Here is a 19,379-nt window from a genome sequence, read left to right on the forward strand (position 1 = left end):
CCTATATTTTACCACTGTAGAGTACGGGCCCGGTGGGTTGCCCGGTCGGTGAGCCGCCCCGCGGCTCCCGGCTGATGGCGACCACCGCGTTTTTCAGGGAATCTTGCCGTTTCAGTGCCAGTTGGGTGGCCTGTTCAGCGTTAAGTAACCCCAGCGAAATGGGACGACTGCCTGTTGGAATCAGCCATAACTGCAGGCTGGTGTGGCTGTCAGCCGTTACCGGTTGCAATGGCGTCACCCGTAACTGGGTTAAATCGTGGTCGGCGCTGACCACCCATTGGCTGTGTTGCTGAGCGTCACTCATGACGGTAAGCGGGGTAAACTCTGGCACGTAAAACATGCGCCAGGAAAAAAGGGCAAGGACCGCAATGGCCGCCGCTACCATCCAGCCCAGTGCGGCGCGGCGGGCAGGGCGGGCAGAGGGTTTTGCGGGCAGATTCAGGACAATTTTCTTCCAGACCCGATCCGGCGGGATTTCGGGTATCAGTTGACTGTCCAGCCCAGCGAGTAACGTTTGCCATTTGGCAACCTGTTCGGCCAGCTCTGGCTCGGTCAGCAGGCGCGTCTGAAAGCGTAACCGGGCAGGGCCACGCAGCGTACCAATGGCGTACTCGGCAGAGAGTGCATCGTCACGTTGTTGTCTGTTCATAGTCCGACACATTCCCGAAGGTGGGCCATGGCACGGCGGATCCAGCTTTTCACCGAACCTACCGGCTGCTGTAGCCAGTGAGCAATATCGCTGTGTGACATGCCCTGATAATAGGCCAGCGTAACGCTCTGCCGTTGCTCGCTGCTAAGGTTTTCCATACAGCGACGCAGGCGCGCAGCCTGGGCATCATCGGGCCTGCTGTCCGGTTCGTCGGTATCGACGACCAGCAGGGCATCATCATGCGGTTCTTCTGTACTGGCCATGCGCGCCTGTCCGCTACGTAACCAGTCAATACAACGATGACGAACGATCTGCGTCATCCAGGTCATCGGCGCGCTCAGCGCTGGATCATAGGTCTCCGCTTTGCTCCAGATGGTGAGAAAGCAGTCATGCAGCACTTCTTCCGCCCAGGGGCGATGGCGCAACATCCGTAAGGCAATGGCAAAAAGGTGCGGCGAGGTTTGCCGATACAGTTTTTCGAACGCCAGGCGATCGCCTTTCACGATCGCCTGCATCAGGGTTACCTGCTCCACTGCCCGCACCTTGTCCATAATCATCCTGAATGATGTGATTTTCCGTTTGAGTATAGAGAATTACTTTGGCATTAATACGGTATCAATCACATCTATCACGCCGTTTTTCTGGTTGACGTCATACGTACTGATATTAGCCACGTTACCCTGTGCATCTTTCAGCTGAATATTGTGTGGGCCATTATTCATAATCCACAACGGCTGGCCGTTAACGGTTTTCAGTTCAGCATGACCGCCGCCTTGCTTAATCTTGTTCTCCAGCGCTTTCATGTCGTATTTGCCTGCCACAACATGGTAGGTCAGGACGCTGGTCAACTGCGCTTTGTTTTCCGGCTTAAGCAGATTATCGACGGTACCGGCGGGCAGTTTCGCGAACGCGGCATTGGTTGGGGCAAAGACGGTAAACGGCCCTTTACCCTGTAGTGTGTCAACCAGACCGGCCGCCTTCACCGCCGCCACCAGCGTGGTGTGATCTTTCGAATTCACCGCATTCTCAACGATATTTTTCTGAGGGTACATCGCAGCGCCACCGACCATCACGGAGCCCGACTCCATTGCGGCAAATGAGGCGGCAGTAAACAGGAATGCGCTTGAAACTACGGCAACAGCGAAGAACTTTTTCATCGTAAATCCTCATAAGAGAGAGTGGGTAAGTGTCTTGCAAAGAGAGATACGAGAGCAGGGGCGTCACTGGATGCAGAAAAAAATAATTTTTTTTACGAAGATTTATCCGCTGGAGGCGGGCGCACGGGTACGGTCAAGCACGCCTGGCCGTTTAAGCACAATTTTCACGGGCTGTCCGGCCAGGCGATACCGTCACTAACACAAAGCGATTCAAGCACACTCAACCCGTTTCCTGTGTGCTTCAGACCTCATGCCGTTCGCAACAGCTGGCGTGAGCGGCTGATAAGCCTTATGGACCGCGAAGCACACCTGTCCCCCCAACAAGACCTGTGGCTTACTGTTCGTTCTGCATCCACGGCGGCGCGCTAAAGGTGGTTTTCAGTAACGTAATAAAGCCCTGAGTACGGGGCAGGCGTTTGATTTCTGGCATGCTGGTCAGCGCGGCAATGTCGGCGGGCGGCAGCATAAATTCAGGCAGGAGTGGGACCAGTCGCCCCTGTTTAATTTCACTGCTGATGTCCCAGATTGAGCGCACCATAATCCCTTTGCCTTGCAGGGCCCAGCGTTTAATCACCCGACCATCGTTACTTGCCAGACGGGGCGTAATTTTGACGGTGACCGGGTCATGCTGATGCGCAAACACCCAACGAGTCACGTCCTCAGCATTTTCACGGATAACCAGACAGTGGTGCTGCGTGAGTTCAGCGGGATGCGTGGGCACACCGTGGCGCTGCAGATAATCCGGCGAAGCGCACAGCACGCGGCGGTTAGGTGCAATTCGGGTGCTGTACAACGACGAGTCCCGCAGGTTGCCAATATAGATAGCCACGTCCCATTTATCGGCCTGCATCCAGTTCGGGTTATCTGACAGCATCAGATCCACGCTGAGATCGGGATGCTGGTCAACATAATCGGAGAGCAAGGGCGCGATATATTCCGAGCCAAATCCCAGCGGAGCCAGTACCCGCAACGTGCCGCTTATCCGGTTTCGGGTCTGGTCAATCACATCCTGTAGCTGGTCCAGCTCATGCAAAATCAGCCGCGCGCGTGCTAATAACGCTTCACCTTCGTCGGTCAGAATGATCCGTTTTGCCGGACGCAAAATAAGCTTGATGCCCATTTTTTGTTCAATGTGCTGCAGCCGCTGGGTCACGGACGGTGGTGTGATATCCAGATAGCGGGCGGCGGCGGCCAGGGTCGCGCTGGCGGAGATCACCTGAAAAAACCGCAGATCGTCACTGTTGATCATTAGGTTCAAACCTAATCATTAATTGGGTGTGTCTGCATTTTAAACTAAATGCATTGATGAGAGCATCCAGTAAATCCCTCAGGACAGACAATGATGCTTAACGATCCCTCACTGACAACGCCGTATCTGCTGCTGGACAAAGTAAAGTTCAGGCGGAATATCCGCAGGCTCTACGATCATATTGATAGCCTGCACTGTCAGATTCGCCCCCATCTGAAAACGCTACGCACGGTACAGTCGGCCCCCTGGCTACTGCGTGACCGGGCTTCACCGGCCACGGTGTCCACACTGGCTGAAGCCGAGGCGTTTGCTGCCGCAGGTTACCGCAATATCCTTTATGCCGTGGGGATTGCGCCGGACAAGCTGCCGCGCATCGCGGCCTGTCTTCGTCAGGGTGCCCAGGTGCATCTTCTGCTCGACAGTCTGACACAGGCGCAGGCCATATCTGCATACGGGCAGCAGCATCAGGTGGCCTTTAGCGTGTTTATCGAGATTGACTGCGACGGTCATCGGGGCGGCATAAAACCGGACGACAGCGCCCTGACCGACATTGGCGCGTATTTGCAGCAGAACGGAATGCATGTCGAAGGAGTGTTAACTCACGCGGGGGAATCGTATCACTGTCGTACGCAGGACGAGATTGCACAGGCGGCACGGGCGGAGTGCCAGGCCGCCATCAAAGCGGCTAAGCGCCTTCGCGCGGCTGGCGTGACCTGTCCGGTGTTGAGCGTGGGATCGACGCCCACGGCCCATGCCGTAAGGGATTTAGACGGGGTAACGGAAGTGCGCGCCGGGGTGTTTTCCACTTTCGATCTGTTTATGACCAACCTCGGCGTCTGCACCGCCGACGATATCGCGCTTTCTGTTGTCACCACGGTAATTGGCCACAACGCTGAGAAAGGCTGGCTGTTTGTCGATGCAGGCTGGATGGCGATGTCGCGCGACCGTGGTACCGCCTCGCAAAAAACCGACTATGCCTACGGCCTGGTATGTGACAGCGAAGGGCGATCCACCGGACTCCTGCTGTCGTCCACCAATCAGGAACACGGCATTATCGCCATTCCGCCCGACAGCGGTCACCAGGTCACGGATTTCTCGCTCGGGACCCGGCTGCGGATTTTGCCCAATCACGCCTGCGCCACTGCCGGAATGCACACCCGGTATCAGGTGATGGACAGCCAGAGCGGGAAACACGAAGTCTGGCATCGCGTCACCGGCTGGTGATGTCCCGATCCTTTCTTTTTTTAAGAGGCACGTATGACTGATTTCAACCCCGATGACGTTCACCTGTCCAGCGGACACTTTATCGACGGACAATTTGTATCCGCCAGCGGTCAGGCTATGGGCATTAAACGGCCTTCTGACGGTCAGCATTATGCAGAGATCCATGAGGCGGATGCCCTACCGTCGACGATGCCGTGACCGTGGCCGAAGCACGGCGCATCAGGAGCGGCTGGTCGGGTTGTTCGCCACGAGAACGGGGTGCAGCCCTCTCGCGCTGGGCAGACTTAATCGAAAAAGACAGTGAATACCTGGCGCAGCTGGAAGCCGTCGGATCGACCCGGCCCGTCACCGATGCGCGCAATATCGAAGTCCCCTTTACCGCGGCGGCCCTGCGTTTTTATGCCGAATGCGCGGACAAATACAGCGGTGACGTGTTTCCAACGCAGCACAGTAGCCTGGGCATGCTGGTGCCTGAGCCCTATGGGGTGATCGGCGCAATCACGCCGTGGAATTTTCCCCTGTCGATGGCTTCCTGGAAATGCGGCCCGGCTCTGGCGGCAGGCAACGCGGTGGTGCTGAAGCCGTCTGAACTGACGCCGTTTTCAACGGCCCGTCTGGCCGAACTGGCGGTGCAGGCGGGGATCCCATCCGGTGTGCTGAATGTGATCCAGGGCAGCGGCAAGGTCACCGGTAATGCGCTGGTAACGCATCCGCTGGTGCGCAAGGTCTCCTTTACCGGCTCCACTGCCACCGGTGCGGCGATTATGAGCCAGGCGGCCCTGCACGGCACTAAACCGGTCACGCTGGAGCTGGGCGGCAAAAGCCCGCAGCTGGTCTTTGATGACGCCGGTGACGCCGACGAGATTGCCGAGCGCCTCTTTCTGGGATTCACAGTGAATGCCGGTCAGGCCTGCGTGTCCGGAACACGTTTGATTATTCAAAAAGGCATTGCTGAACGTGTGACAGAAAAGCTGATTGCACGCTGTCAGAAACCCGTGCCCGGCATGACCTGGCACGCGTCAACACGGTATTGTCCGCTGATTGACGCACGCCAGGGTGAAAAAGTGGCCACGATTATTGCGCAGTCCGTCGCTCAGGGGGCGCGGGTGCTGGTGGGTGGAAAACGCTACGACAATACGAAAGAAGGCTGGTTCTGGCAGCCCACACTGCTGGAGAACGTCGGCCCGGATAACGTGGCGTTGCACGAAGAGATTTTTGGACCGGTGCTGACCATTCAGACCTTTACCGATGAGGAAGAAGCCCTGGCGCTGGCGCAGCATGCGGTCTTTGGTCTGTGCGCGGGCGTCCACACCTTGAACATGCCACGGGCGATGCGCTTAATGCGCGCGCTGGACAGCGGCACGGTGTGGGTTAACCGCTATCGCCGCACCTGGGATTTCATTATCCCTACCGGCGGTTTTCAGGGATCCGGCTTTGGTAAAGATCTGGGCCGCCAGGCCTTTGAAGCCTGTCAGCGCTATAAAAGTGTATTAATCGATTTTTAATCTTTCGCTGGAGAGCAGATATTATGCCCGCACCGCTCAGGCTGGTTCAGGACAGTACGCATTTTCCCGACTCGGTGGATGTAGTGATTATTGGGGCAGGCATTGTCGGCGCGGCAACCTGCTGGGCGCTCACCCAAAAAGGCTATCGGGTGGCGGTGATCGAAAAGGGCCTGGTCGGGGCTGAACAGTCAAGCCGTAACTGGGGCTGGTGCCGCCAGCTTAACCGGGATGAACGGGAGATCCCGCTGATCCTGCATGCGCTGCAACGCTGGCATGAGCTGAGCAAGGAAATCGGCATGGACGTGGGGTTCCGCGCCACCGGGCTGGTCTATGCAACGTGCACGGAAAAGGACATCCGCAACTGGGATAACTGGGGGAAAATGGCGAAGCAATACGGTATTCGTAGCCAGATTCTCAATGCCGCAGAGGCAAAAGCCATGACGCCCGGTAGCCGCACAGCGTGGAAAGGCGGCGTGCATTCACCCGATGACGGTTATGCCGATCCCGCACTCGCCGCGCCAGGCCTGATGGAGGCGGCGGTGAAAAAAGGCGCCTTTCTGTTTCAGCGCTGTGCGGTGCGCGGGCTGGATATTTCGGCAGGTCAGGTGAGCGGGGTGATCACGGAAAGAGGTCTGATTAAAACCTCGCGCGTGGTCTGCGCCGCAGGTGCCTGGACATCGCTGTTTTGTCGCCGGCACGGCATCGATTTACCTGCAGGTAATGTCATCGGCAGTGCGTTTCGTACTTATCCCGTCGAACAGGTGATTACCCGGCCTTTCTATACGGATGCGTTTGCCTGTCGGCCACGATCGGACGGCGGTTATACCATCGCACTGTCCGGCACGGGTCGTCTTGAGCCCGGCATTCAGGGGCTGAAATATGCCCGTCAGTTCTTCCCGTTATACAAAGCACGTCGGCTCAATCTGGAAACCAAAATCCGCCTGACCTCCTTTTTACAGGGACCGGAGTCGCTGGCGCGCTGGTCAATGGAGCGCCCGTCTCCCTTTGAAAAAATCCGCATTCTGGACCCGACGGTGTCGGACGGCGTGGTAGAAAAGGGGCTGATGGCCATCGGCCGTGAGTATCCTGCGCTGGCCGGGCTGCGAGTCACGCAGGCCTGGGGCGGCGTCATCGACTGTATGCCTGACGATATACCGGTCATCTCCACCGTGCCACAGCTTCCCGGTCTGGTTCTGTCGGCGGGCTACAGTGGGCATGGCTTTGGCATCGGGCCCGGTGCCGGCCGCCTGACGGCCGATCTGGTGACCGGGGATGATCCCATCGTGGACCCCACGGCGTTCCGTTACAGCCGTTTCCGCGATGGCAGCGCCCTGAAACAACCTGGCATGATGTAAGGAGAAAATATGCTTCAGCGATTGCAGGCGCGTGATATCAATGACCAGCCGCATCCCGGTCATTACTCCCACTATTGTCTGGGGGCAGGAATGATGTTTATTTCGGGTCTGTTACCGGCCACGCCCGCAGGGGAGATGCTCAGCGCCGCGCCCTTTGCCGATCAGGTCCTGCAGGTCTTTGCCAGTCTGGATACCTGCCTGCGCCAGGAGAACCTTACCCGATCGCAACTGGTGATGGTCAGAGTCTATCTGGCTGACATCGCATTATGGGATGATTTTAATGCGCTTTACGCGCAGTGGCTGGGGAGCTGGAAACCCGCCCGCGCTGTGGTGCCGGTTTCCGGACTGCATTATGGTGTCCTGTTAGAGATTGAAGCGACGGCGGTGCAGACGCGTTGAACGGCGCGCTTTGCCCGCGGCGCGTCGCCCTAAGGGATGGTAAAATGCGCATATGCTCGTCAGGAGAAGGCCGCCAGGCATGAAGCTCACCGCAGAATTCTTCAGGATACCGGTTTCGCGACCTGGGTGGCGTCAGGCACAGGCATGCCGCTGGCCAACGCGATTATGGATTACACAAACATTTTTATTCGTCTGGGGTGCGGGCGGCGGTTCGATCGTAAGCTTCCTGCCTGGTCAGACTATATTCGCGGCCTGCGGCACAACCCCGATAAAGATGCTGAGTATACGCTGGCTGTCTGGCAATCCCGGCCGCCTGTTGCCCCACCCGATGTGGTGGGGCGTTCGGGCTGTTTCTCATTCAGTCTGGAAACGGATCGGTCCGCACGCATTCATTTTGACCGCACTGACGGAACGGTTTCGCCCCTGTGTGACAGCGAGGTCGCCGCGCGTCAGCGCGAATTGTGCGGTTTACTGGCGCAGATAGTGACCCTCACGCCCGCGATAAAAACCCTTCGTGGGCTGTCGTGGCTCTACCATCATCACCGCTATCGTCGGCTGTTTCCGCCCGCGTACCTGCGTTCGGCCATGCCGGTCACGGACCGCTACCGTAATATGCCGCTCTGGGGACAGTTTTTGCGCTGGGACGGTAGCCTCAGAGCAGAACGTGCGTCGCACTTGTATCAGCATATTCAGGGCGAGTTTCATCCTTCCCGCCTGGCGACCGGTTTTCCGCTTCAGCCGCTGGCGGTCAGCGCACCGGTGACTGTTTTTCAAGCGTTTTACGCGCGTCGGTAAAGAGGCTGAGTCACCATGTCCGACATGACGCGTTCAGCACTGAAGAGGGAACCGGTGACGGGCTAGTGTGACAGGAGGAGAAGACGTCGCTTTTTACGTGACAGCGTCACCTTTATAAGCGACTAGCGCCGTGCCATAAAATCCGGAAAGGCCGGAACAGGCAGCACAGATAACACTTTCAGCCGCTGCAACGTGCGAACCTGCGCGCGCTCCAGATGATCCTTCATGCAGGCGGCCGCCAGTTCCCAGTTCCGTTTCAGCAAAAATTCATAGACCAGGCAGTGTTCATCCAGCATGGCACTGTCGACAGGGATACGCAGCAGGTCATAGAAAATGCGCGTGACGATAAAGGGCGACTGGTGCTGTCGCAGTATCTGCATCATCAGCTTGTTACCGGCAGGCTCCAGGCAGCGAATGTGCAGATCTTCTTCCAGGGTTTCCAGTTCAATGGCCGTTAACTGCTTACCCTGCGATTTTTTCGCGTTATCCAGCCGCGACTTCAGCCAGTCGACGTCCAGCCGTTCGCCTGCTTTACGCAGCGCTGCGGGTTCAAGATTGGCCCGGATTTCAAAATGGTCGCCCAGCTCGCGCGCCGTTAACGGACCGGTAAGCCACTGGGAATAGGGTTCTTTTTCCACCAGGCCTTTATCACGCAGGCGCATTAAGCTCTCACGAATCACGCCCCGGCTGGTGGTGTAATAGTGTGCCGCGTCCTGCTCATCCACCTGATAGCAACCAAAGATCATCGCGGTCGACAGCACACCCTGGAGGTGCTCCAGCACTTTTTCACCCGTACTGCGGGTGTCGACCAGTTCCTCATGATGCGCCAGCCCCAACAGTTCGCGCGTCAGGGCAATGCGCACGGGTTCGACGTCTTCGTCGTCACGGGCCACGATAAAGCCCCGGCCTTCAAAGCGGGCAATCCAGCCTTGTTCATGCAGCATACTTAACGCCCGCCTGACCGGCACGCGGCTGGTGCCGAACAGCTGTGCTAACGGACCTTCCAGCAACACCAGGCCTTTAGGAACAGCGTTTTGCTGCAGCACGTTAAGCAGCACCTGGCGGATGATTTCATAACGCGCAGAACCGGCGTCATCCATGTCTGCTCCATTCATTATGTTTCGCATTGTCTTTTTCCGCTCCCATCCTGCCCGCCAGATTATCACATCTGAGGAAATAACGACGGCTGCCCGCGCACAGCACTGCGTTAGTGCACAGCGCTCTAAAATGGATCATAAATAAATTAGTACATTTAATACAAAGACAGGATTTTACTCCGCCTGCACAAATGTCCGTCACCACTCCCAATTTAAGCTTTTGTTATTACTGATTTAAATTATTTTATGATCGATAAGATCACAAATATGTAACTTAACAGTCCTTTTCCTGGCATCGTTATTGCTATCTTAAAATGTACATTAAATTGCAATATACATTTAAAGGTAAGCGTGTGCAGCCAGATACCGTCCGTCAGTTATACATTCAGGGTCAGATCGATGCGCTGGGAATCAGTGCGCTTTATGCACAGCACCGCCTTTCACCTCTGGCGTTTACTGAGGCCTGCCTGACCGCCGCAGAAAATGTACCTTCGGTGTTTATTTCGCTCACCCCGGCGCGCGCCCGTGAAGAGGCCGAAGCCTCTATGCAGCGCTGGCGGCAGGGCCAGCCGTTGAGTCCACTGGATGGAATTCCGGTGGCCTGGAAAGACCTGTTCGACCTTCAGGACTGCCAGACCACCGCCGGTTCGGCCACCCGGCAACACGTTTCGCCCGCCCGACAGGATGCACCCGTCGTTGCCCGGTGCGCGGCGGCGGGCATGGTCACGATCGGCAAAACCAATCTCAGCGAATTTGCGTTTTCCGGACTCGGCCTGAATCCCGCGTTTGGTACACCGGTTATCCGGTCATCAGCGGGCAGCCTGCACGCGCCGGGCGGATCGTCCAGCGGGGCAGGCAGGGCAATCGCGGAAGGCCTGGCCTGTATCGCGTTTGGCACCGATACCGGCGGATCCATTCGTATTCCGGCCGCATTCAGCGGCATTACGGGCTACCGCGCCAGCCGTGGCCGTTATGCCATGGACGCCGTTTTTCCGCTGGCCCGCTCGCTGGATACCCTCGGCCCGTTATGCCGCAGCGTCCGGGATGCTATCGCTCTTGATGACATCCTGTGCGGTCCGGATACCACCGCCTTTCCTGAACCCCGTTTCCGGGTTGACGACGCGCTCCTCATGACATGCCAGCCCGCCGTTCGCGATAACGGCCTGAGAATGCTGGATCGTCTCGACGCGGCCGGCTTTGCCATTGACCGCCAGCCGCTTACCGCGTTTACGCAGGCGCTTGACTGGATCGCTGAAAAAGGCTGGCCGGGTGGGCGCGAAGCCTGGTTGCTGCATCGCCTCTTATTAGCCTCACCTGACGCAGAACGCATGGATGCCAGAGTGCGCGAACGTCTGCTTGCCGCCAGCGAGCAGGACCCGGCCGTGCTCGATACCTTTCTGACCCAACGTCAGCAGTGGCAACAGGCCCTGGCGGCGGAGCTGGCGGGCGCAATACTGATCACCCCCACGGTGGCCCATACCGCACCGGAACTGGGTCCGCTGATGCAGGACAGCGCGCTGTTCGCCCAGACCAACGTGGCCACGCTGCGCCTGACCATGCCGGGCAGCCTGCTGGATATGCCGGGCATCGCCCTGCCGAGCGGTACCGATGACCGTGGGTTGCATACCAGTCTGCTTTTCTCTCTACCGGCTGGCGAAGATCGCCGGCTCCTTCACGCTGCCAGCCGACTGGCAGGTCTTTTTACCGCAGACGATTCGGTCTGCGCTTAACGCTCCAGAGGAAGAAAAGATGGCGAAAGAAATCTTATGTGCATTTGGTGTGGATGTGGATGCTGTTGCCGGCTGGCTCGGCTCTTACGGCGGGGAAGATTCCCCTGACGATATCTCACGCGGGCTGTTCGCCGGAGAAGTGGGCGCACCGCGTTTGCTGAAAATGTTTGCTGAACATAATTTGCGCACCACCTGGTTTATTCCCGGCCACTCAATCGAAACCTTCCCGGCGCAGATGAAAGCGGTGGTTGACGCCGGCCACGAGATTGGCGTGCATGGCTACAGCCATGAAAACCCGATTGCCATGACGCCCGCGCAGGAAGAGGCGGTGCTGGATCGCAGTATTGAACTGGTGACGCAGCTTGCGGGTAAACGTCCAACCGGTTACGTCGCGCCCTGGTGGGAATTCAGCAATGTGACCAATGAGCTGCTGCTGAAAAAAGGCATCAAATACGATCACAGCCTGATGCACAACGACTTTCATCCTTACTACGTTCGCGTAGGCGACAGCTGGACCAAAATTGACTACAGCCAGCATCCGGACACCTGGATGAAGCCGCTGATGCGCGGCGAAGAGACCGACCTGGTGGAGATCCCCGCTAACTGGTATCTGGATGATCTGCCACCCATGATGTTTATCAAGAAGTCACCGAACAGCCACGGTTTTGTCAATCCGCGCCATCTGGAGGAGATCTGGCGCGATCAGTTCGACTGGGTATATCGCGAAAACGACTATGCCGTCTTTACCATGACGATTCATCCCGACGTATCAGGCCGTCCGCAGGTGCTGCTGATGCTGGAACGCCTGATTAAGTACATCCAGAGTCACCAGGGCGTGCGTTTCGTCACTTTCGACGAAATTGCCGACGACTTCTTAGCGCGCCAGCCGCGTTAAGCCTTTTCCTCTTGCAGAGTGATCACGACATGAGCATCTACAAAAAAAAATCCGTTAACGGCTGGCAGCCCCAGCAGTTAACCACCAGGGATGTCAAATTCGCTACATGGATCGCCTTCTTCGCCTGGATCTTCGCCGTCTATGACTTCATCCTTTTCGGCACCTTGCTGCCGGAGATCGGCGGTCATTTTGGCTGGAGCGAAGTTGAACAGTCTGAAATTGCTACCTGGGTCGCGTTTGGTGGGGCAGTGATCGCTCTGGCCATTGGCCCGCTGGTGGATCGCCTGGGACGGCGCATGGGCATCGTTATTACCGTGGGAGGCGCGGCCCTGTGTTCGCTGCTGACCGCAATAGGGGGATTATGGGGTAAGGGCGCATTGACCGCCATTCGCTCCGTTGCCGGTCTGGGTTATGCAGAGCAAACGGTTAACGCCACCTATTTATCAGAACTCTATACTGCGCTGGACGATCCCAAACTCAACAAACGGAAGGGATTTGTCTACAGCCTGGTGCAGGGCGGATGGCCGGTCGGTGCGCTGGTGGCCTCGGCGCTGACCGCGATTCTGCTGCCGATTATCGGCTGGCAGGGCAGCTTTATCTTCGCAGCCTTTCCGTCGCTGGTGATCGCGCTACTGGCGCTGAAGCTGAAAGAAACGCCTCAGTTTGAAGTGCAGAAGAAAATCAAAACGCTGCGGGAGCAGGGTAAAGAGAAAGATGCACGCCAGGTCGCAGACGACTATCAGGTTCCGTATGAAGATCAGCCGAAGTCAGGTTTTGCCTCGGCATTTCGCGGCACGGCGTTGCGCTCAACCTTGGTACTGGGTGTTGCCATTTTGCTGAACTGGTTCGCCATTCAGATCTTCAGCGTGCTGGGCACCACGGTAATTACCAAAACCCACGCGGTCTCATTCAATAACTCTTTACTGATCCTGATTCTGTCTAACCTGGTGGGCTATTGCGGCTATCTGGCACACGGCTGGCTCGGTGACCGCATCGGTCGTCGCAACACCATCGCGGCCGGCTGGATGCTGGGCGGTATCGCCTTTGCCGCGATGCTGTTCTGCCCGGACAACTTTGCCATCATCGTGGCCCTGTACAGCGTCGGTCTGTTTTTCCTGATTGGTCCGTATGCGGCCGCACTGTTCTTTATCAGTGAAAGTTTCCCGACCGCCATTCGTGCTACTGCGGGCGCATTAATTATGGCGATGGGACCGGTGGGCGCAATTGTGGCCGGTGTCGGCACTACCTCAGTGCTGAGTCAGGGTGGACACTGGCAGGAGGCGGCACTGTGGTTTGGTGCGGTTCCGTGCTTTGTCTCGGGCATCATTATTCTGTTCGCCCGGCCGGTCACGCAACTGAATACGCACATCGCCGCCTCCACTCAACCTCAGGCCTAAGGAAACCCTATGCAGAATGCAAACACAGCCCCGGTTGCCGCGATCAGCGGAGCCGCAAGTGGGATTGGACTGGCGCTGGCAACGCTGTATGCCCAGAGAGGCGTGCGGGTGATAGCGGGCTATTATCCGCAGGATCCCCACGATCCGGCCGTCGCGGCCGCGCAGATTGAAGCGGCGGGCGGTGACGCGCTCTGGCTGCCGCTTAACGTCGGATCCACCGACTCGGTGGACGCGTTTATTGCGCAAGGCGTACAGCACTTTGGACGGCTTGACGCGGTCGTCGCCAATGCGGGCATTCTGCGTCGGGCAGAGATTGAGGAGATGAGCGACGCACGCTGGGATGAGATGCTCAATGTCGATCTGACCGGCGTGATGCGCCTGTTCCGTGCCGCTGCCGCCCACCTTCAGTCGGGGGCCAGCCTGGTTGCGGTGTCGTCGATTGCGGGCGGTGTATATGGCTGGCAGGCGCATGCGCACTATGCCGCCGCGAAGGCGGCGGTGCCCGGCATTTGCCGCTCGCTGGCCGTCGAACTCGCGCCGCGCGGGGTGCGATGTAATGCCATCATCCCCGGGCTGATTGAAACGCCGCAGTCGCTGGATAAGGATAATTCGCTTGGCCCGGAAGGGCTGGCGAAGGCGGCGAAGGCGATTCCGCTGGGCCGCGTCGGACGCGCCGAGGAAGTGGCGAAAGTCATCGCGTTTCTCACCAGCGACGAGAGCAGTTACCTCACCGGACAGAGTCTGATTGTCGACGGTGGACTCACCGTTCGCTGGCCGGATTAAGGAGAACCCATGCAACTCAGGATGAAACGTTGTGTAATCAGCGGCGCGGCCAGCGGCATCGGGGCGGCCATCGCGATGCTGTTCGCCCGCGAAGGTGCCCATCTGATACTCACTGACCGCGACAGTACAAAGCTCAAGACGGTGGTTGATCACTGTCGCCAGTCTGGCGTGCCGTGTTTTGGCATTGTGGCCGATGTCGGCGAGGTGGAAGGTGCCACGGCGGGCGTGGATGCCTGCCTGGCGCAGTTCGACGGAATCGATATTCTGGTGAATAACGCCGGAATGCTGACCCAGGCGCGCTGTACCGATATCACGCTACCCATGTGGGAAGAGATGATGGCTGTGGATTTACGTAGTGTCTTCCTGGCGACGCAACGGGCGTTGCCGTCCATGCTGGCACAGCGCTGGGGCAGGGTGATCAACATCGCGTCGCAGCTCGGTATCAAAGGTGGTGCCGAACTCAGCCATTATGCGGCGGCCAAAGCCGGCGTATTAGGCTTTACCCGCTCGCTGGGGCTGGAGGTGTCCGCAGATAATGTGCTGGTGAACGCCATCGCGCCCGGTCCGATTGAAACGCCGCTTATCGATGGCATCAATCAGGCATGGAAAACGGCCAAGGCAGCCGAACTGCCGCTGGGACGTTTTGGCCGGGCGGAAGAGGTCGCGCCGGTAGCGTTACTGCTGGCAAGTGAGCCCGGCGGTAACCTGTTTGTTGGCCAGACGCTTGGCCCTAATTCCGGCGATGTCATGCCCTGAGGAGAAGCCGATATGTGCGGCGTTTGTGGTTTACTGGACAGCGGTCCGCAATGGAGCGATGCGCTACAAAACGATCTGCCCCAGCGCCAGTTGCGGTTAAAGCAGCTGGCGCTGCTCAACCGAACGCTTAAACCCTGGCGGCTCACGCTGACTGAGTTTCATGCCAGTTGGGTGCTCTCCAGCCCAACCGGTCAGCAGGTGATGGTGAATTCACTGGACCTGTTGTGGAAAGAGGTCGAGAAGATCACCAAACGCCCGCTTGATCCACTGGATGAAGCCTGGCTGGCGGCGCTGTAAGGCATACAAGAGGAGCGGCTATGCTGCACGATCAAAAACTGCCGCTGCATATCCTGAGCGGTTTCCTGGGAAGCGGCAAAACCACGCTGCTGAAAGGCTGGCTGGCGCAGCAAGATCTGAACGACGTTGCATTGCTGGTTAATGAATTTGGTGAGGTGGGCATCGACCATCATCTGCTGAATGAAGTCGCGCCCGATACGGTGCTGCTGCCCAGCGGCTGCGTCTGTTGCCAGATTCGCGGCGAACTGAAAACGGCGTTACTGGATCTCTATGAACGGCGCGTGCGCGGCATGCTGCCGCCGTTCAGCCAGGTCATTCTGGAAACCACCGGCCTTGCCGATCCTGCGCCCATCCTCTCAACATTGCTGCACGATCCCCAGCTTAAACATCACTTCAGTCAGGGCATGCTGGTGACGCTGGTCGATGCCGAGCATGCCCGGCAGCAGTCGATGCATCAACCGGAATGGATAGCCCAGGTCAGCGCGGCGGATAAGCTGTTGCTCAGCAAATGCGACCGTATCGGACAGACCGAACGCGTGGCGCTTCAGGCCTGGATTGCCGGACTGAACCCTATGGCGGAACTGAGTGACACCGTGCAGGCGCTGGCCGATCCGGACCCCTTATTTGGCCTGCGCCTGGCAAAAGGCAGCGGGCAACAGCGGTTTCGCTGGCTTGGCGCAGCCGGTGCGTCCGGTTATCGTCTTGCACCCCATGACGAGAATCCGCATCCGCTTACGCAAACCTGCGTGATCACCTTAGAGAACGCCCTGAACTGGCCCGCGTTTGCTATCTGGTTGTCAATGCTGTTACATAGCCATGGTCAGTCTGTATTGAGAATGAAAGGCATCTTACGTTTCAGCGGCAGCAGTTCACCCGTTGTGATTCATGGCGTACAGCATACGTTACATCCGCCCGTTCACCTGAATGACTGGCCCGGCGATGTCGATACCTCAAAACTGGTGTTTATTCTGCGCGGACTGGATCCCGAGCGACTGAAACAGGGATTCAACCGTTTTCAGCAGGCGGTAAAGGATAAGTAAAACAATGAACGCTGCGGCGAAAGTTAACGATCAACTGACATTGCGCGTACTGGGCACCTCGGTCACGCTGCTTGAAATGTTGCGTGTCCGTGCGGAAAGCGATCTGGGGATTCGCATCGAGTATCTGCTGCACAGCGTGGAAGATGCCCAGCGCATTGCGGTCATGCATCCGGAAAGTTATGACCTTTACGATCAGTGGTTTCACAATATCGATTTTGTCTGGCCTGCCCGGGCAATCCAGCCGCTGGAAATCAAGCGACTGACATACTGGGACGAGATTACGCCGCTGGCCAAAACCGGCAGGCTAGGTCCCGATCTGCCGTTAGCCGATGGCAGTGTACCTTCGGAGCGACTGTATGTTCAGCGCGATATGCATTTAGGCAGCCACGCGAGTGACCATATCAGCATGTTGCCGCTTACCCATAACGTGGACAGTTTTGCCTATCATGCCGACCGGCTGCCTGCGGTGCTGCAACAGCAGGAAGAGAGCTGGGGCTGGCTGGTACATCCTTCGCTGACGGGGCAGGTGGCGCTACAGGAAGATGCGGCCATGGGCGGTATTGATGCGGCGCTGGCCATGCAGGGGGCCGGGCTGGCACGCTTTGCGAATATCGGTAATCTGACGCTTGATGAGATCGACCTGTTAACACAACAGCTGGCGCGCCTTCACCGTAACGGCCATTTTGCGGCCTTCTGGGCATCGCAGGATGAGGCATGCGACCTGATTGCCAATCAGCAGGTTGAAGTACAAAGTCTCTGGGCACCCATCTATTTTCGTCATCATTTCCATCAGCGCGGCTATAAAATGGCGCGACCACGTGAAGGCTACCGTGCGTGGTACGGCGGCATGTCGCTTTCACGCTGTGCGACCGGCAAAATCAAAGATGCGGCCTACGACTACCTTAACTGGTGGCAGTCTGGCTGGCCCGGTGCGGTCATGGCGCGGCAGGGTTATTACATTTCTAACGCGGAACGCAGCCGGACGCATCTGTCGGCAGCGGAATGGGATTTCTGGTACGGTGGTCAACCCGCACGCGAAGTGCTGCTGGATGCCTGGGGCGCACCGCTGATTCCCCAGGGGGAAGTGCGCGATGGCGGAAGTTACGAGCAACGGATGAGCCACATTGCCGTCTGGAACGCCGTGATGGATGAACATAACTATCTGACGCGCCGCTGGCAGGATTTTTTGCGGCCCCGTTGAAAAATCTTTATCCGTGAGCACGCCACCAATAAAAGGAAGAGACTATGCGCACGCGCCGCTCGGCCCGGTTACTGATCCTGAATGCTTCCCATGAGGTGTTGCTGTTTCGTTTTGTGCATTCGCAGTATGCGCTGGCGGGCAGCGCATACTGGGCAACGCCCGGCGGCGGCGTAGAGCAGGGCGAATCTTTTGAGCAGGCGGCGGTCAGGGAACTGTATGAAGAAACCGGCATTCACCGGGCCGATGTGGGTCCGTCTGTCGGTGAGCGATGCTTTGCCATGACGCTGCCTTCGGGCGAGATCGTGCAGGCACATGAGCGGTTCTTTATTGTTACTGCCGCAGGGAACGAAATTAACACACTGGGCTGGAGTGAAAATGAGAAATCAGTCATTGCCAGTTCGCGCTGGTGGACCTTCAAAGCACTCAGTGAAACAACCGAAACGGTTTATCCCGCCAATATTATGAGCCTGTTGCCTCTGCAATATACCTGAATGCATTCTGACCGGCTCTGATTAATTCGCCTCGTTTTTTTTTGCAATTCTGATTTATGTTAAATAGCAGGCTATTATGTGCGCGTGCTTTTGCATCACGGCATAATCTGTTTAATGCTGGTTCTCTTTACGCCTGACCAAAGAGGTGAAAGTGAACTTACTCAAGATCGACCACGTCCATATTTATGTGCATGACCTGAAGAAAGCAGAACACTGGTATAAACGGGTGCTGGGTTTTTCACGCGATGAATCGTTGCTGTTTTGGTTTACGCAGGGCGGTCCACTGGTGCTGAAAAATAATGCTGCCGTAATATCGCTGTTTTTAAGAACCCATCAGCCGCCGGGTAACACCGTGGCATTTAGCCTGGATGCCACGTGTTTCTGTCAGTTATTACGCATCCTGGTCGCGCAATCCATACCTTATACAGTCAGCGATCATCAGGTGTCGATGTCCGTTTATTTTTGCGATCCTGACGGAAATCAGATTGAACTGACGTCTTATCAGTACGCGGAAGCGAAGGAAAACCTGGCGATATTTGAGGACAGCGTGCATCGGCCATAAACAGGCACTTGCCTTGTCCGGTAACGTTAATTGAGACTGACCATCACTCTCTATGCTCATTAAACGCAGAATAAAAAAGAAAAGGGCGGTCTTTTTTCGAGGCACGCCATATTTTGATAACACGCGTTGTGATTACACCGCGACATCGTTATTTTTTTCAAGAAACGTCTTTAGAAGCCGATATTAGTTAATTCACATCAGCTATTGCGTTAAGGAGAACCTAAAATGACGTATTTGCATATTAAACAGCCATCAGACGACGAAGGATGTGGTATCGCGGTTATGGCCCGATTACATCAAAAAAGTTATGATGAGATGTTGTCAATTGCTATGGAAAATGGCTTCTGCGACAAGAAGAAACGTGTCAATCTCGCGCAAATGAAAAGATTTCTGGGTTATAAGGGATTAGAGAACGTATCGTATAAAAGACACAACGGGGCCAGCGTACCGACGGATTGTGGTATTTTTCATGGTCGCTGGAATAACGTTAAAACCGGGACACGTCACTGGATTGCTTACCACGATGGTCTGTTTTTTGATCCGCTTTTGCCGCAACCCGTCTCGCAATTATCCGCGCAGTTTTATGTGACGCAAATTTTCAAACATCCTTAAATATTCATTGCCTGGAAGGCCAATGGAGATGTTAATAGTCAACGTGAGCACCTTGCAAACTGCTAAATTCGGGGCCAGGCCCTGGGTTGGCTTTTAATATCCTTCATCAGGCATCATAGATCTGTGGGTACCGATATCAGACAGCGTTTCGTATTAATCGATATGGGTGAATGTTGTGGGGATTT

General features: G+C 56.8%; 20 protein-coding genes and 1 pseudogene. 16 read left to right on the forward strand and 5 right to left on the reverse strand.

What is annotated here, in order from left to right:
- Window position 1: 1 nt before the first annotated feature.
- The 4 genes from GC090_RS10200 to GC090_RS10215 all read right to left on the reverse strand — a co-directional run bounded on the left by GC090_RS10200 (window position 2) and on the right by GC090_RS10215 (window position 3,055).
- Window positions 2–649 carry an anti-sigma factor gene (locus GC090_RS10200; protein WP_039340315.1) on the reverse strand — a complete coding sequence of 216 codons (648 nt, stop codon included), beginning with the start codon at window positions 647–649 and terminating at the stop codon, window positions 2–4.
- Entirely contained in the window at window positions 646–1,200 is a 555-nt protein-coding gene (locus GC090_RS10205) for an RNA polymerase sigma factor (protein ID WP_033741702.1), read from the reverse strand. The genes GC090_RS10200 and GC090_RS10205 overlap by 4 nt, the downstream gene beginning before the upstream one ends.
- A gap of 42 nt (window positions 1,201–1,242) precedes the next feature.
- Window positions 1,243–1,806 carry a fasciclin domain-containing protein gene (locus GC090_RS10210; protein WP_006119170.1) on the reverse strand — a complete coding sequence of 188 codons (564 nt, stop codon included), beginning with the start codon at window positions 1,804–1,806 and terminating at the stop codon, window positions 1,243–1,245.
- A 334-nt stretch (window positions 1,807–2,140) separates the two neighbouring features.
- Window positions 2,141–3,055 carry a LysR substrate-binding domain-containing protein gene (locus tag GC090_RS10215; protein WP_006119169.1) on the reverse strand — a complete coding sequence of 305 codons (915 nt, stop codon included), beginning with the start codon at window positions 3,053–3,055 and terminating at the stop codon, window positions 2,141–2,143.
- 93 nt (window positions 3,056–3,148) lie between these two features.
- Between GC090_RS10215 and GC090_RS10220 the strand changes: the two genes are divergently transcribed.
- From GC090_RS10220 to GC090_RS10240, 5 genes and pseudogenes are all read left to right on the forward strand, one after another.
- The gene (locus GC090_RS10220; RefSeq protein ID WP_324021563.1) at window positions 3,149–4,279 is read left to right on the forward strand and encodes an alanine racemase; all 1,131 of its coding nucleotides are present in this window, start codon (window positions 3,149–3,151) and stop codon (window positions 4,277–4,279) included.
- A gap of 33 nt (window positions 4,280–4,312) precedes the next feature.
- Window positions 4,313–5,784, forward strand: a pseudogene (locus tag GC090_RS10225) (aldehyde dehydrogenase family protein).
- 23 nt (window positions 5,785–5,807) lie between these two features.
- The gene (locus GC090_RS10230) at window positions 5,808–7,139 is read left to right on the forward strand and encodes an NAD(P)/FAD-dependent oxidoreductase (RefSeq protein ID WP_054633748.1); all 1,332 of its coding nucleotides are present in this window, start codon (window positions 5,808–5,810) and stop codon (window positions 7,137–7,139) included.
- A 9-nt stretch (window positions 7,140–7,148) separates the two neighbouring features.
- Window positions 7,149–7,538 carry a RidA family protein gene (locus GC090_RS10235; protein WP_006119165.1) on the forward strand — a complete coding sequence of 130 codons (390 nt, stop codon included), beginning with the start codon at window positions 7,149–7,151 and terminating at the stop codon, window positions 7,536–7,538.
- 144 nt (window positions 7,539–7,682) lie between these two features.
- Window positions 7,683–8,333 (forward strand): hypothetical protein, encoded by a 651-nt coding sequence (locus tag GC090_RS10240; protein ID WP_050504985.1) that lies wholly within the window; start codon window positions 7,683–7,685, stop codon window positions 8,331–8,333.
- A gap of 122 nt (window positions 8,334–8,455) precedes the next feature.
- On the opposite strand, the gene GC090_RS10245 is transcribed toward GC090_RS10240, so the two are convergent.
- Entirely contained in the window at window positions 8,456–9,499 is a 1,044-nt protein-coding gene (locus GC090_RS10245) for a GntR family transcriptional regulator (RefSeq protein WP_205958469.1), read from the reverse strand.
- 284 nt (window positions 9,500–9,783) lie between these two features.
- Here GC090_RS10245 and GC090_RS10250 point away from each other — a divergent pair, with 284 nt between their 5' ends.
- The 11 genes from GC090_RS10250 to GC090_RS10300 all read left to right on the forward strand — a co-directional run bounded on the left by GC090_RS10250 (window position 9,784) and on the right by GC090_RS10300 (window position 19,194).
- Window positions 9,784–11,160 (forward strand): amidase family protein, encoded by a 1,377-nt coding sequence (locus tag GC090_RS10250; protein WP_324019658.1) that lies wholly within the window; start codon window positions 9,784–9,786, stop codon window positions 11,158–11,160.
- Between the two features lie 19 nt (window positions 11,161–11,179).
- A complete protein-coding gene (locus GC090_RS10255; RefSeq protein ID WP_033741691.1) occupies window positions 11,180–12,055 on the forward strand; it encodes a polysaccharide deacetylase family protein in 876 nt (291 codons plus the stop codon).
- A gap of 29 nt (window positions 12,056–12,084) precedes the next feature.
- A complete protein-coding gene (locus GC090_RS10260) occupies window positions 12,085–13,452 on the forward strand; it encodes an MFS transporter (RefSeq protein ID WP_324019660.1) in 1,368 nt (455 codons plus the stop codon).
- 9 nt (window positions 13,453–13,461) lie between these two features.
- Complete coding sequence (locus tag GC090_RS10265) at window positions 13,462–14,235, forward strand: SDR family NAD(P)-dependent oxidoreductase (RefSeq protein ID WP_006119161.1); 774 nt, start codon at window positions 13,462–13,464, stop codon at window positions 14,233–14,235.
- A gap of 9 nt (window positions 14,236–14,244) precedes the next feature.
- The gene (locus GC090_RS10270) at window positions 14,245–14,991 is read left to right on the forward strand and encodes an SDR family NAD(P)-dependent oxidoreductase (RefSeq protein WP_033741687.1); all 747 of its coding nucleotides are present in this window, start codon (window positions 14,245–14,247) and stop codon (window positions 14,989–14,991) included.
- A gap of 12 nt (window positions 14,992–15,003) precedes the next feature.
- Window positions 15,004–15,288 (forward strand): hypothetical protein, encoded by a 285-nt coding sequence (locus GC090_RS10275; protein WP_006119159.1) that lies wholly within the window; start codon window positions 15,004–15,006, stop codon window positions 15,286–15,288.
- A 20-nt stretch (window positions 15,289–15,308) separates the two neighbouring features.
- On the forward strand, window positions 15,309–16,328 hold the full coding sequence (locus tag GC090_RS10280; RefSeq protein WP_324019663.1) for a CobW family GTP-binding protein: 1,020 nt from the start codon (window positions 15,309–15,311) through the stop codon (window positions 16,326–16,328).
- 4 nt (window positions 16,329–16,332) lie between these two features.
- Window positions 16,333–17,529 (forward strand): ABC transporter substrate-binding protein, encoded by a 1,197-nt coding sequence (locus GC090_RS10285; protein ID WP_324019664.1) that lies wholly within the window; start codon window positions 16,333–16,335, stop codon window positions 17,527–17,529.
- Between the two features lie 44 nt (window positions 17,530–17,573).
- On the forward strand, window positions 17,574–18,020 hold the full coding sequence (locus tag GC090_RS10290; RefSeq protein WP_324019665.1) for an NUDIX hydrolase: 447 nt from the start codon (window positions 17,574–17,576) through the stop codon (window positions 18,018–18,020).
- Window positions 18,021–18,171: 151 nt separating this feature from the next.
- On the forward strand, window positions 18,172–18,582 hold the full coding sequence (locus GC090_RS10295) for a VOC family protein (RefSeq protein WP_058701893.1): 411 nt from the start codon (window positions 18,172–18,174) through the stop codon (window positions 18,580–18,582).
- A gap of 225 nt (window positions 18,583–18,807) precedes the next feature.
- Entirely contained in the window at window positions 18,808–19,194 is a 387-nt protein-coding gene (locus GC090_RS10300) for a hypothetical protein (RefSeq protein ID WP_058701894.1), read from the forward strand.
- The last annotated feature ends 185 nt before the right edge of the window (window positions 19,195–19,379 follow it).

This window comes from Pantoea sp. JZ29 (genome assembly GCF_035190385.1).
GTDB classification, from domain to species: Bacteria; Pseudomonadota; Gammaproteobacteria; order Enterobacterales; family Enterobacteriaceae; genus Pantoea; species Pantoea stewartii.